The sequence below is a fragment of the Salinispira pacifica genome (assembly GCF_000507245.1).
GTDB classification, from domain to species: Bacteria; Spirochaetota; Spirochaetia; order DSM-27196; family Salinispiraceae; genus Salinispira; species Salinispira pacifica.
Genome location: NC_023035.1, coordinates 2,067,655 through 2,080,121, shown reverse-complemented (window position 1 = coordinate 2,080,121; position 12,467 = coordinate 2,067,655). Strand labels below are relative to the sequence as shown.

Annotated in this window: 14 protein-coding genes; 8 read left to right on the top strand and 6 right to left on the bottom strand. The window is 46.0% G+C overall.

Features of this window, described 5'->3' with window-relative positions; translation table 11 throughout:
- The first annotated feature begins 54 nt into the window (after positions 1–54).
- Together L21SP2_RS09210 and L21SP2_RS09205 are read left to right on the top strand one after the other, a co-directional pair.
- Complete coding sequence (locus tag L21SP2_RS09210) at positions 55–651, top strand: RHS repeat-associated core domain-containing protein (RefSeq protein WP_081719554.1); 597 nt, start codon at positions 55–57, stop codon at positions 649–651.
- Positions 648–1,070 carry a hypothetical protein gene (locus L21SP2_RS09205; RefSeq protein ID WP_041401433.1) on the top strand — a complete coding sequence of 141 codons (423 nt, stop codon included), beginning with the start codon at positions 648–650 and terminating at the stop codon, positions 1,068–1,070. Before L21SP2_RS09210 ends, L21SP2_RS09205 begins: the two co-directional genes overlap by 4 nt.
- Positions 1,071–1,285: 215 nt before the next feature.
- On the opposite strand, the gene L21SP2_RS09200 is transcribed toward L21SP2_RS09205, so the two are convergent.
- Positions 1,286–1,558 carry a YegP family protein gene (locus tag L21SP2_RS09200; protein WP_081719553.1) on the bottom strand — a complete coding sequence of 91 codons (273 nt, stop codon included), beginning with the start codon at positions 1,556–1,558 and terminating at the stop codon, positions 1,286–1,288.
- 212 nt (positions 1,559–1,770) lie between these two features.
- Between L21SP2_RS09200 and L21SP2_RS09195 the strand changes: the two genes are divergently transcribed.
- From L21SP2_RS09195 to L21SP2_RS17210, 4 genes are all read left to right on the top strand, one after another.
- Positions 1,771–1,950, top strand: coding sequence for a hypothetical protein (locus tag L21SP2_RS09195; protein ID WP_024268229.1), 180 nt, complete (start codon positions 1,771–1,773; stop codon positions 1,948–1,950).
- Between the two features lie 98 nt (positions 1,951–2,048).
- Complete coding sequence (locus L21SP2_RS09190) at positions 2,049–2,444, top strand: hypothetical protein (protein WP_144082980.1); 396 nt, start codon at positions 2,049–2,051, stop codon at positions 2,442–2,444.
- Between the two features lie 415 nt (positions 2,445–2,859).
- The gene (locus L21SP2_RS09185; protein WP_024268228.1) at positions 2,860–4,362 is read left to right on the top strand and encodes an RHS repeat domain-containing protein; all 1,503 of its coding nucleotides are present in this window, start codon (positions 2,860–2,862) and stop codon (positions 4,360–4,362) included.
- Entirely contained in the window at positions 4,358–5,185 is an 828-nt protein-coding gene (locus tag L21SP2_RS17210) for an RHS repeat-associated core domain-containing protein (RefSeq protein ID WP_081719551.1), read from the top strand. The genes L21SP2_RS09185 and L21SP2_RS17210 overlap by 5 nt, the downstream gene beginning before the upstream one ends.
- A gap of 177 nt (positions 5,186–5,362) precedes the next feature.
- Here L21SP2_RS17210 and L21SP2_RS09180 read toward each other — a convergent pair whose 3' ends face one another.
- Positions 5,363–6,997, bottom strand: a complete 1,635-nt coding sequence (locus L21SP2_RS09180) for a transposase (RefSeq protein ID WP_024268226.1) — start codon at positions 6,995–6,997, stop codon at positions 5,363–5,365.
- A gap of 83 nt (positions 6,998–7,080) precedes the next feature.
- Between L21SP2_RS09180 and L21SP2_RS09175 the strand changes: the two genes are divergently transcribed.
- Entirely contained in the window at positions 7,081–7,962 is an 882-nt protein-coding gene (locus L21SP2_RS09175) for a hypothetical protein (RefSeq protein ID WP_024268225.1), read from the top strand.
- Positions 7,963–8,179: 217 nt separating this feature from the next.
- On the opposite strand, the gene L21SP2_RS09170 is transcribed toward L21SP2_RS09175, so the two are convergent.
- From L21SP2_RS09170 to L21SP2_RS09160, 3 genes are all read right to left on the bottom strand, one after another.
- A complete protein-coding gene (locus L21SP2_RS09170; RefSeq protein WP_024268224.1) occupies positions 8,180–8,461 on the bottom strand; it encodes a helix-turn-helix domain-containing protein in 282 nt (93 codons plus the stop codon).
- A complete protein-coding gene (locus tag L21SP2_RS19245) occupies positions 8,458–8,658 on the bottom strand; it encodes a type II toxin-antitoxin system RelE/ParE family toxin (RefSeq protein WP_425277194.1) in 201 nt (66 codons plus the stop codon). Before L21SP2_RS19245 ends, L21SP2_RS09170 begins: the two co-directional genes overlap by 4 nt.
- A gap of 413 nt (positions 8,659–9,071) precedes the next feature.
- Entirely contained in the window at positions 9,072–10,544 is a 1,473-nt protein-coding gene (locus L21SP2_RS09160) for a nucleotidyl cyclase domain-containing protein (RefSeq protein ID WP_024268223.1), read from the bottom strand.
- A gap of 217 nt (positions 10,545–10,761) precedes the next feature.
- Here L21SP2_RS09160 and L21SP2_RS09155 point away from each other — a divergent pair, with 217 nt between their 5' ends.
- Positions 10,762–11,475, top strand: coding sequence for a queuosine precursor transporter (locus L21SP2_RS09155; RefSeq protein ID WP_024268222.1), 714 nt, complete (start codon positions 10,762–10,764; stop codon positions 11,473–11,475).
- Positions 11,476–11,588: 113 nt separating this feature from the next.
- Here the strand turns inward: L21SP2_RS09155 and L21SP2_RS09150 are convergent, their stop codons facing one another.
- Positions 11,589–12,365, bottom strand: a complete 777-nt coding sequence (locus tag L21SP2_RS09150) for a YesL family protein (protein ID WP_024268221.1) — start codon at positions 12,363–12,365, stop codon at positions 11,589–11,591.
- Between the last annotated feature and the right edge of the window lie 102 nt (positions 12,366–12,467).

The following is a 12,467-nucleotide window of genomic DNA, read 5'->3' as shown; positions in this document are numbered from 1 at the left end:
ACAAATGATGAAACACAAAAGATGAAACACAAAAGATGAAACCACGGAAAAGCACTGATATTCACGGATGTTGGGGACATCCAGGCTGAGGTCTGTTGGTATGATGCAGAGAACGGGCGGTTTGTGAGCGAGGATCCGGTGCGAGACGGCGTAAACTGGTATGCGTATGTGGGGAATGATCCGGTGAACTTTGTTGATCCGCTGGGGTTGGATGCAGTAGCTGAGAGTGATTCTGGAAGTGGCCCTCAAGCAACAATGGTACCCATAGTAGGTGCAGGAGCGACTGTTGTAGTTGGGGGAGGCGTAGAAATAGCTGCATTATGGGACACTGAAGGAAATATAGGTGTTGCAATCACTGGTCAGGTCGGTGTTGGAGTCGAAGCTGATATTGATCTTCCCGATGTTGCAGGGTTGATAGCCGGTGTTTTCAGCACTGCAGCTTCAGATGCGATGGGAGTCACAACAATTGATGGTGTTATTCAAGATTTTCAAGGTCCCGTAAGCACCGCAGAAGTCCATGTTATCCTCGGGGCATCTCAAGATTTAAAGAATCCCTCGGATACAGATTTATCAATAGATCTTGCTGTCGGTGGCGGAGCTTATACTGGGTATACAGTAGTGATTGAACTTATTGATGGAGACGGAAAATGAATCGATACTTCGAATATTTAATCAATAATAAGTATAAAGTGATTTTGTTTTCTCAAGCTTTTCTGCTGATTATTGCAATCTTAGTGATTGGATTACTGAATGAACCAGAGCAAAAAAATTCAGAAATGCAAATTGTTGGGTCACTAACGGCAATGGGATATCTATCCTTGATAGTATATCCTTTTCTATGGATCCAAGGCAAAGTGTTAAGCTATATAAGAAAAGATAGAAAAAGAGTTCCTTCGGCAAAAAAAATCTATGAAATTATTTTCGGTTTCCTCATATCTTTATCACAAATAGGGGGACTCGCTTTCATTATTACCAGTGTATTTGACTTTGAGTTTTTCCCAATATATTTTGTATCACTTGGAGTATCATTCGTTTTTGCGCTTATAAGTGACAAACTCTTAGTAAGGTAACCCCATCCCGCCTAAGAATTCGATCGCGGGATGACGTCAGGAGGGCGGAGTCCCATACTCCCTCAGGCTTTTGTTTAGTTCTCAGATATTTTTTAAGTGCATAATAGTAAGTTCAAGCTGACAAGCTCCCTTATGGTCGCTTGCAGCTTAACTTGATCATTATGCAAGGAAATTTGCCAGCTATCGTAGGAAAACCGATCCAGAACAGACCAGGCTCAGGATGCAAACACCGTCGGCGCAATGATGGAATTCTGTTTAAGTTCAGTAAGGGCTTTGAGGCAGGATTCCTTGGATTCGAAGGATTGGCTGGAAAAAACCGTATGCCTGTCGTCCTGCAGACGAAAGTGGAAGAACCCGCCATCATCCTCATAGACCTCAAACCGAGGATGTTTGGGATTCTTGTTGAGATGGACGACAATTTTAGCTTGAGAATCTCGTCGATAAAACTTGCCGCGAACTGCCTGTGAAAAGTCGTATTCTTTCTTCATATCACCCACCACTATAATACTGCATTTCTTCCCGTTTTGTCGCCGGCCTGGCAGAGATGATGCGGATGCATTCTTCTCCTTCGGCATCCCTGAACGTATGGACGACGACACAAACGATTCCGGAATCGATTCTGCCCAGTTGAGATAACGAAAAAGCTAAGGATCTATATTCTATATTTTCCAATGACTGTAATGATTTTACATCAGCCGTTATGGTAGAATATGAGGCTTTGTGGAAGGCAAAGGTAGCAGAAGAAAATATAGATAATTATGGTTTTAGTGTTCAAGCTGCATGGGAAGATCATTACGAGGATATTACTTCGGAGCGAGGTCAGCTTATTATTTTTGATAATATTGCTCAAAATCAAACTATTGAAAATGAGACAAAATAATGTGGATATTAGGTAAATTTTTGAGCCACTTCATCATCGTTAACATATTGATAGCAAGCTCGTGTTTATTGTTTGGTTGTAATGAGGATATTGACACGGTGAATAGCATAGTTAAAGAAACACTATTGGCTAACTATTTGGAGACCGTTAATTCGAAACCGATCTCCTCCTCTGCGTTTGGCTCTCTATTTGAGCATAACGACGTCAAATTAGTCTTCTCTGATCATTTTAAAAGGGAGGGAGCGTTTTTAAACAATGCTCAGCTAGCTGTTGATAAAATTGAGGAAATAATTTACAAAGACAAATTACCAAATAGCGTAACCATAAGTAATGTTTCATTCGAAAAGAATGTTTACGATTATTCTCTAAGAAATGTATATAAGATTACCATTTTAAGGGATTATCAAAGGCAGTCGGTTTTAGAAACACTGTTTTTTAAAAAAACATCCGATAAATATAAAATAGTACTTTTTTTATTGGAGATTAGTGAGTAGAGAAAGTATTATTCTCACAAGTTTTATTTACTCCCATAAGACGATTGTTAACCTGCCCGCCGTTCACTTCACGTGACTCCGGGTCATCCCGGCACTGTATACCAACCACCCGGGTCTGCCTCGAATGGAAACTTATGGGAATCTTGAATAACCACTGATCTTTGAAATAGGTCAGATGACCGCAGTAGAGAATATAGAGGAACCAAAAACAAAGGTGCGAAACCTCGCACCTCAATAAATCTAATCAATAATAAAGATCTGTGGTTCTTTCATTCATTCAATGTTACGTACAGATCACCTTTCGCCATACGTGACCATCGTGTGGAGATCTGTGGTCTTAAACAACTTCCTGATACGTGCTTTAGCATCCCCCGAATCAGGCCGCCAGGAATTCCAATACGACGGCGCAGGCAACATGGTCCAAAAAACCACCTCAGTACTCCGCCAACAGGGAAGGGTAATCAAATACACCTACGACGGCTTCAACAGAATGGTGGAAATCGACTACCCCTTCAGCCAAGACGTAAGTCTCACCTACGGTCAGCCGGGTTCAACAGACAACACAGCTGGCAGGCTGCTAAGCAGAACCGACCAATCAGGTACAGTCAGCTTCAGCTACGGTCTGCTGGGCGAACAAACCGGCAAAACCCAAACCCTCAACCGCATGGCCCTCAATGCGGAAGAAAAAACCGTCTCCTTCTCCTATACCTCCGACTACCTGGGACGGATGCAGGAAATCATCTACCCCACCGGAGAAATTGTCCGCTACGGGTATGATGAAGGAGGTCAAGTAACCTCAGTTACCGGAGAACGCAACAGCCTGGTTACCGAGTATGTACAGGACATCGGCTACGATGAATACGGTCAGCGAGTCTACATCAAATACGGAAACGGTGTGGAAACCGAATACAGCTACGACCCCGAACGCCGCTGGCTGGAAAGCGTACATACCGTCAAAGGACTGGAAAAATACCAGGACATGAACTACAGCTTTGACTCTGTGGGCAACGTCACCCAAATGACCAACGAGGCAGGACGCTACAGCACCACCCAAAACTATGGGTACGATGGACTATATCAGCTCACCTCAGCCGAAGGTAACTATACATCCAAGCCCCACGGATACACAGAGTACACCGGCACCTACCGCCAGCAATTCAGCTACGATACTCTGGGTAACATCATCTCCAAAATCAGCAACTCCAGTGTAAACCCCTCCCAAAGCCAGGCAATCGGAGCGCAGCTCAACTACAGCCTCGATTACTCTTACTATGAAAATGCCCCCAACCAGGCAGAAATCATCGGGAATAGCTATTATCAGTACGATGCGAATGGAAACCTCATCATGGAACGAGAAGGAGGCCACGGAAACATCGAAACCGGCAGTGCATACGGGGTACAGGAACTGGAAGACGGAGTAAACGCCACAGGCTACGGCTGGGGTCTGGATCGAAGCGAAGAAGCCGATAAAGACGACGTGTATCAGCGGACCTACCGCTGGAACGAAGAAAACCGCCTCATGGCCGTTGAATCTCCCGAAGCCTTAACCGAATTCCGTTACAATGCCGATGGAGAGAGAACCCACAAAAAAAGCGGAACCTTCGAAGAAACCCTCTACTTCGACTCCATGTTCAGCGCCACAACCGACATAGACGTCTCTGACCTGCGCTTAAGCCTGCACATATATCTGGGAGAAACCCGCATTGCCACCCGGTTGAAAATGGAAGACTCCTTTGATTATGATACCGTCTATGAACAGTACAACACCTATTATTATCATTCCGATCATCTGGGCAGTGCCCAGCTGGTCACCGATTATGAGGGGGAAGAATACGAGCACATAGAATACACACCCGGCTGCATGCCCGAGCAGGTGCCGAAGGCACCGGCCAGGGCCCTATGGAGAGCTATGGATTGAACGCACCCGTGACAACGCCGTAGAACTTCCGTTCCGGTTCACTGGAAAAGAGTTCGATGAAGAAACCAACCTCTACTATTACGGTGCGCGGTATATGGATCCGCGGACCAGCAGGTGGATATCGAGTGATCCGGCAGGGGCGATGTTGGCCAGTCCTATGGGGAGTGATGGCAAACCGCGGCAGAACTTCAGCATTATTGAGTCGTTGAATCATTATAGTTATGTGTCGAATAATCCGGTGAAGTATGTGGATCCTACGGGATTTAAACTTATGCCAGTCAACACTGGGCTTTTGATGTCTAGTGCATCTGCTAACTCTACTCTTGGTGGGTCAGAGGAGCTCATCAGTAATGTTGGGTGTGTTTTAACCGCCTATACAAGAATTGCTAGTGCGATAGCGGGAAACGAGATTTCTTTAGAACGTGCAAACAGTGTTGCGATAAAGCTAGGTTTATTTTCGGGAGAAAACCAAAATTTGCTAAGTGTTGCAGCCGGTGCGGAATTAATTAGTGCTCTGACAGGGAAAGAAATTGGTTATGGCTCATATGTAGGTCCTGAGCAAACTTTGCAAATAAATGCAAATTATTTGAGCGAAATGGATCGTGAGAACTACGTTACAGGAAGGTTAAATACAGAATCTGCAGACGGAAGCCAAGAGTATGGTCATACAGTAAATATCACAGAATCTCTTGATGTTGGAGACTACATCATGGGAATAGATCAACAACCTATTGATGATACTAGCCCTACAAACAGAGAAGCTGTAGGTGCTGAAAGAGATGAGGAGCTCATACGTGTGGACTATTTTTATGTTCAGGAATAAAAGAATGACTCCCCTGAAAAAAGCTTGATGGTAAATTCAAAAAAACCCGGAAAAATTGGTCGGGGAATCCAGCCCCATAGGGGGAGATAACCCTATGGGAGGGCCCCCGCCACTTTCTTTACCGGCTATTTATCTGTACCCCCACCCCGAAGGGCTTTCCCTTTCCCCTTTTCGCTTCTAACAGAGTGCATATCCATCCGGAATTGGTTTTGACCCATCTTCGGGAAACAGGTATCCCCTGATTCTGCGAATGTTAACCATCATGGCACTCAAGACCATCATGGTGGTAACCCGATGCCTGCCCCGCACTGGTAGTTTACAGAGATGGCCACCAAAGGGGTGAATAACACTTCGAACGGTACTCTCTATTGATGCCCGCTTATTGGTAATCTCTTTTCCTGTTTCTGCTACCTGCTTCCTGGTGGCGGCAACCCGCAAATCGGTCGCAGTAAAATGAAGAACATAACTTGGTCGCTTTTTCAGCCGCTTTGCCGGGCACTGGTTGACAAAGGGGCAAGCCTGACAGCCGTCGGCAGAAAACCCGGCGGTATAGCGGTCTGCTGCTTTTTTACTTTCCCGCAGCTCCCCGCCCTGGCCATTTGGACAGATGATAGCAGTCACCTTTCCTTCACTGGTTCGAGTGACGGTGAAATCTTCCAGGCCCACTCTCGTCTTCTCTTTTTTCCTTCCCTTGATGGCACTCACGTGCTGGCTTACCTGATATGTTGCTGTTGCCTTGGCTGCCGCCTCTCCCGTATACCCCGCATCGGTATACACTTCATCGATTCCCTCCCGCTCTTTCAGGTTCTCAATATCTTCGGCCAGAAATTGCTGGTCATCGGTTATGTTTGGCGCCACACTTACCCTGCTGATGAGTTGGAGATTATTATCTTCATCGCAAGTTTCCGTGATATTTGCACCATACCCCCGGGAGCTTTCTCTGCTTTTCGTCCTGAAGGTGGCCTCTTCATCATCAGGAGACTGCAAGGTGCTACCACCGAGTTCTTTACTTTCTCGCACAACGATAGATTCCTGTTCAAAACGAAAGTGTTCACCAAAAACCCTGAAGGCCTGCTGGTACGCTTTTTCATCTCCGTGCACGTCTTCAAAACATTCCAGCATAGTCGATAGATCTTTTCCAAGCTGCTCAAGTCGCCCGTCCATCTCGTCCCGTTTCACCCGGCAGCAATAGTGCAGGGAGTCTTCTTTCACATACCTGGCAAACAGCTGCTCATACGCTTTCTGTTCTTCTTCACTGAGCATACGGTAAAAGCGATGGATGATTTCTACCAACAGCTGCAGACGGCTCATCTTGCGGATGTTACTCTGCACCATGGTTGAATCCATCCGCTGTAGGCCGGTTTTTATCTGAAACTGTTTCAATTGCTCGTCGGTTATCTGTTCACTTGCCTTGTGAATCAGATTAACCCTGTGTTCCTCTTCATAGGCACTCACCGCTGAGCGGAAGTTGTAGATAGTACGCAGCTCAAAGTTTCCTTCGTCAAAGTCCTTCAAGCCCAGGGCGTAGCGGAACTTCAGATCAAACATGAAATGATCATAGAGTCGCTCGTCACTTAAGCCGAATCCGGATTTGAGGGTTTCAAAGCCTACCAGAATATTGATAGGCGTGTTGGGCCGTGAATGCTTATCACTGTAGAGAACGGAGAAGACCTCCTCGTTAATCCTGCAGAAATATTCATGGTAGAAAACCTGTGCCCAGGACTGTTCAAGGTGTTTTCTTGCAGTCTCAGGAAGTTGGTCCACCGATGTAAACATTCTCTGCTGCTTATGTCCTTCGTTCTTTCGAAACATCCGCTCCCCCCGATGCGGAATTTTACCCTATCAACAAAATTTTGGGAATTCCCTACCTTTTTTCAGGGGAGTCAAGAATTGCAATGTTGGTTTTAATGGCATTTATGGCCTTTCTTGTTTTTGGAGATGACTTATATCATGAGAATATTCATATTGATGCTGAAAATCGATTACAGTTATTAATGCCAATCCCAACTAATCATTTATTTGCCTCTGGAGATGTAATGCAAATTGAGGTTGACTTAATCTATCCAGGAGAGAGACACAGGAATTTTTCAGAAGAGATATATTACGATTCCGAAAAGCGTGTTGTAAAATTTTCTACGTTTTCAATGAATGGGCGACGCTCAATTGTTTATGGGTATGAATCTGGTCATCTAGTAACAAAGGAAATTCAAAATTCCGATGAATTTTCAGAATATGAAGTAAGCTATCAGCCCCTTCAGAACGGATATACCCAACAAATATTCTTTAGTAACGATCAAAGTGCTAATCGCTTACAAGAGTTTTTAGTGAGGGATGATGAAATTTTGGTTGATTTTATGCGTGGAGGTGATTTGCCAGTTTCAGAAAGGTATAGATATTTGGATGGTACTCTTATGCAGATTGATATAGTTACTGAATTTTCAAAGGATATGCCTTGGCTTGATGATTCAATATCTGAAATTACATTCACCTATATACCTAATCGGGGCATTCATACAATGTCGAAAAAGGATTTAGTTACGGCAGGTCCAGATTCTGAGCAACAGTCTCGACGCTTTGAATTAAGAGAGTATATCGAGTTTCATAATGAAGAAGGTAAAGTTACCGAAGCACAACGTACAATATATGGGCAGAATGGGACTGAGCAGCATTATTTTTTTAGTGATTTTGACAATAATAACAATTGGACACAAGCTGTTATCAAGAATGAAGAAGGCGATGTTATCTCGATTTTAGAGCGTTCGATTGATTATTTCTAGATTTCCTTAATCCCATAAGTCACCGTTGAGCAGCCCGCCGTTCACTTCACGTGACTCCGGGTCATCCCGGCACTGTATACCAACGACCCGGGTCTGCCTCGAATGGAAACTTATGGGAGCTTTGAGTACCCCTGATCTTTGACATAGGTCAGCTGACCGTACGATTTTTCATATAATTCCTTCTTTCCGGCTTATTGCTGAAATGATCATTAAAGCACTATACAAGTTCTAAACGGATATGCTTTCCAAGTAATGTCGCAGCTTTCTTCAACGTATGGAGGGTAACCGCATCATTATTGGGATCCAATAAACGATTGACTGCTGCCCTGGATGTTTCAAGTAATTGGGCTAACTCGGTTTTGGTCATATGCTTTTCTTTCAGTTCTTCCTGAAGTTGATAGGCGATGATAAGTTTTACGGCTCCAGCATTTACATCTTCTTTAATACCATCTTCTTCCAGAAAAGAGCTAAAAGAACTACCAATATATTCGTTTTTCATTTTTTATCTCCACCAAGGACATCGTCTCTACGTTTCCTTGCAATAGACAAATCTTCTTTCGGTGTTTTTTGATCTTTCTTAATAAAACCATGTAGAAGAATCAAATAAGACTCCCAAACAGTGAAAAACACCCTGCATTTCCTATTAGAGAGAGTAGTTCTGATTTCCCATAAATCTTTCTCCATTTTACGAACCAAAGGTTAACCTTGTGGCCATCTCATTTCCACAGCTTTTATGTCTTCTCCAATACGCTTCTTCTCTTCGACAGTAAGAGATCGTAACCAATCTCTAACAGGTTCCTTTCCAGATCCCTTTAACCGGTAAAACCTAACTTGAATTACTTTGTTAGATGCCATATATAAACGTATCAACATTGATACATTTATTCAACGTGTTTTATTACTGTTTATAGAATCTGCTTGAAATGCCGCTCTATTTTTAGACCTCAGACAATACGTGACAATCCGTGCGTTTCTGTGGTCTTAAACAACTCCCTGATCCGTGCCTTCGTTCTTTTCACCCCACCAGCGGTAACCAAGGGCAAACAAAGGCAACCCAGGGCAGCCGGATGAACGGCAAAATACCGAATTGGCGAGTGCCTTGCATGAAGTCAATTCTTCGGAATGTAAATCTCCTGCTCCAGGGAATGAAATTCCTCATCAATAAGACGGTGCCACGCATATTTCTGGCTTGCATCCATCATCTGCCGAAGTCCCTGTTCCTTGATGCGCTGGTGTACAGTGCTGCTTTGACCGGCCTTTTTATACAGGTCCCGCTGACTCATATCCAAATAGCGCTGCAGGGATTCTTCAAACTCATTCTCCAGATTCTGATAAAAACGCCGGCTGATCATTTGGTAGCCCCGGAGGACCTGTTTTCCGTATATGGAAATGACACCGTCCAGTCCGCGGATCTGTTCCATTGCAGACAAGAGGGTCTCCAGCATATTCACGGCCTCTCGATATTCCCGGCCGGAATTGTAGCGCTCAAGAGCAATATCGCAGCTGGAAAGCAGATCCTGTCGGCTGATATCTGCTACGGACTTCGCCTTGGTTTGATGCAGGGCCTGTCTGATTACCCCGATCATTGAAGTAAACACTTGATCCCGCCACAGCCCCTTGCGCAGGGCATTGATGAGCCGCACCAGATCCTTCTGATAAGTAAGCTTTACCTGCTGATCCGGACGGTACAGCAGCTCAAATACCGTCAGTTCCATGCCCTTGAAACGAAACCGTCCTGAAAAGAACACATCCGTACCCGATAAAACATCATCAGGATTTCCGGCCGGGCGTTTTTTTATCTGATGCGCCAGGTGGTTGCTCAGCAGCACCCGGGTTCGGTGGGGATCCAGCCGGTTGGCGAAGCTCTGCAGCCTGGCTGCGGTGTTCACAATATCTCCGGAAATATCTCCGTCGGAGGTGATCACCATGGATGTATAGGTTTTCCCTCCAGCGATTCCCGCAGAAACCGCCATATCCGGGAGAATAATCTTGTTGCTTACATTGCTGCGGAACACCTCCGCACCCTTGATTACCCGTTGGCGGGAAAAATACTCGATGATCTTGACCACCGTCCGGGCAATGCCCCTCGCATCGGCGGCCAGCAGGACCAGGCTGTCCCCTTCGATGCGCCAGGAGAGCACCTGCTGTTCGGCGCACAGGCGGTGAATATCATCCCGGATACAATCATCCAATAGCTGAAGCATGGAGGGGTTTCGCCGGAATTTATAGCAGAAGGCGGAGTATCCGTGAATGTCCACGATGGCGGTGTAGACCGAAGAAATTGACGTATTCCGTTTCAGCTCTCCGGCGCCGGATATCCCCCGATGGGGAACAACCAACTCCTTCCACAGCGCAGGATAGCGTTGGGGGCTCAACGGGGCGAACCTTCCCCAGTTCAGCTCCCGGATGAGACCGAACGCCTTGGCGTACACCGCATCAAGCTGGCTGCTGCGGGGCAGATCCTGGACATAATCCATGAGTTGAGAAATGCGGAGAATTTCCCGGTTGATGATCTTGGTATAGAGATGTTCAAATAGCTCGTAGGGCGATGTCTCGCTGCAGTATTCTTCCAAGTGTTTCACAGCTGCTTCCTCATCTGTTCCCCGAAACCCCGGAGATCTTCATAGTATATATTACGAAAATATGCCGTGTTTTGCTACCGACGGATCTCTGCCGCTCGCTTTCGCGATATATATGCTTTCGGCGCAGACCATTATTGAAAAAGAACGGAAAACAGGATAGCTTGCCGTACATTACTGCCCGGTCATAAGGACCGGAGCTTTGGAAAAAGGATTATCCATGTTATTACACAACGAATTACTGTGGCTTGTTCTGCTGCTTGTAAATTTCGGGTCAATTCTGCTGCTGTACCGGTTTTTCGGCCGGGTGGGGCTCTTCGTCTGGATTCCCATAGCTGCCATCCTGGCGAACATTCAGGTGTTGAAAACCATCGACCTGTTCGGCATACCGGCAACCCTTGGGAACATCGTGTACGCCACCAGCTTTCTGGTGACGGACATCATGAGCGAAAACTACGGCAAGAAAACCGCCCGGAACGCAGTGTTTTTCGGCTTTTTCACCCTCATTGTCACAACCTTTCTCATGAATCTGGCCATCTGGTTCGAACCCAACAGTTTCGATATCGCCCAGAGTCATATTGAAGCCATATTCGGCTTTTTCCCGGCCCTGGTCTTTGCAAGTCTTCTGGCTTTCGGGGTAAGCCAGCTTCACGATATCTGGTCCTACAATTTCTGGAAACAGCGGAAGCCGGAAATCAAGTTTATCTGGCTGCGGAACAACCTGAGTACCATGGTAAGCCAGCTGCTGGACAGTCTGATTTTCACCCTGGTGGCAACCCTCTTCGGAGTATTTCCATGGGAGGAGTTCCTGCTGCTTTTTCTCTCCACATATGTGCTGAAATTCCTGGTAGCCATTCTGGACACCCCGTTTCTCTATGCAGCATCTATTATGAAGCGTAAGGGGAAAATCCAGGAACTGGAAGAACGGTACTGATTCAGATCCGGAACCTCTGCGGCACCCGTTCAGGGCTGCCGCAGAAGCCGAACCCGCCTTTCCGGCAGCAAAAGAGCTGCGGCTCCTTCCAGGCTGCGGCTCCTGTCAGGCTGTTACTCCTTCCAGGGAAAGATCATCCCCTTGAGGGTGCGTTTGCCGATGCGCTGGGAATCTTCATACACCAGAGCCTTCCAGGGCACATGCTTGCGTTTCGCATCGGGGTGCTCTTCAAAGTAATCGTACTTGTACAGACGGAGTTTCAGCGCCACATGCTGCATCAAGAGAAATCCCCCGGGACCGAAGAGCAGAAATGCGGTGAATCCCGACACGATAAAAATGGAGAGGGAAGTAATCAGCAAAAAAATGGAGAAGCCGGCGTTATCAAAAAAGAGAATGAACATCTTCTTCAGAATCTTTGAGAGTTTTCTGTCCAGCTGAGCGCGGATGGGAAAGAACCACTGTACGGCCAGAATAAATATCACCAGTGTCCAGAACAGAAAGGCCAGGGCCGCCACGCTCCAGAGATTTCCCATGTTGCCGTAGAAGGGGACGATAAACGAGAAAGTGAAGATAATCAGGGCCCAGAAGATGCTGTAAAAAATCCCCAGCAGCCACGATTCTTTCAGAAACCGGAAGAACTGCTTGGGTTCCACGCTTCGCTCCTGTGCTATCTCGTTGATGTACAGAGAAGCCGCCGCCGTGTACGCACCCAGCCACAGGATGCCGCCGATCATCACGATGAGAGAGAGAACCGGAGAAAAGGATGCAATCCACCCGGGAATTCCGAAGGCCAGGGCCACAGAAAACACGAAAAACATATTTAATATTACGAAGGTGAAAAAATTATCCCAGTAATTGAAGAACCATTTTTTAAGCATAAATCCGAACATTGTTATTCCTTATCATCGATTCTGTTTTCTTCCGGTGATTGGTAGTGCCCGAAAGAGTGTTGAATACCGTTGTATTCTATGTGATAGCCGAGCGGCGTGTAT

Coding starts and splice junctions, on each gene's coding strand:
- L21SP2_RS09205 (WP_041401433.1), top strand. CDS start 648: ATGAATCGATACTTCGAATATTTAATCAATAATAAGTATAAAGTGATT.
- L21SP2_RS09200 (WP_081719553.1), bottom strand. CDS start 1,558: ATGAAGAAAGAATACGACTTTTCACAGGCAGTTCGCGGCAAGTTTTAT.
- L21SP2_RS09195 (WP_024268229.1), top strand. CDS start 1,771: ATGGTAGAATATGAGGCTTTGTGGAAGGCAAAGGTAGCAGAAGAAAAT.
- L21SP2_RS09185 (WP_024268228.1), top strand. CDS start 2,860: ATGGTCCAAAAAACCACCTCAGTACTCCGCCAACAGGGAAGGGTAATC.
- L21SP2_RS09180 (WP_024268226.1), bottom strand. CDS start 6,997: ATGTTTCGAAAGAACGAAGGACATAAGCAGCAGAGAATGTTTACATCG.
- L21SP2_RS09175 (WP_024268225.1), top strand. CDS start 7,081: ATGTTGGTTTTAATGGCATTTATGGCCTTTCTTGTTTTTGGAGATGAC.
- L21SP2_RS09170 (WP_024268224.1), bottom strand. CDS start 8,461: ATGAAAAACGAATATATTGGTAGTTCTTTTAGCTCTTTTCTGGAAGAA.
- L21SP2_RS09155 (WP_024268222.1), top strand. CDS start 10,762: ATGTTATTACACAACGAATTACTGTGGCTTGTTCTGCTGCTTGTAAAT.
- L21SP2_RS09150 (WP_024268221.1), bottom strand. CDS start 12,365: ATGTTCGGATTTATGCTTAAAAAATGGTTCTTCAATTACTGGGATAAT.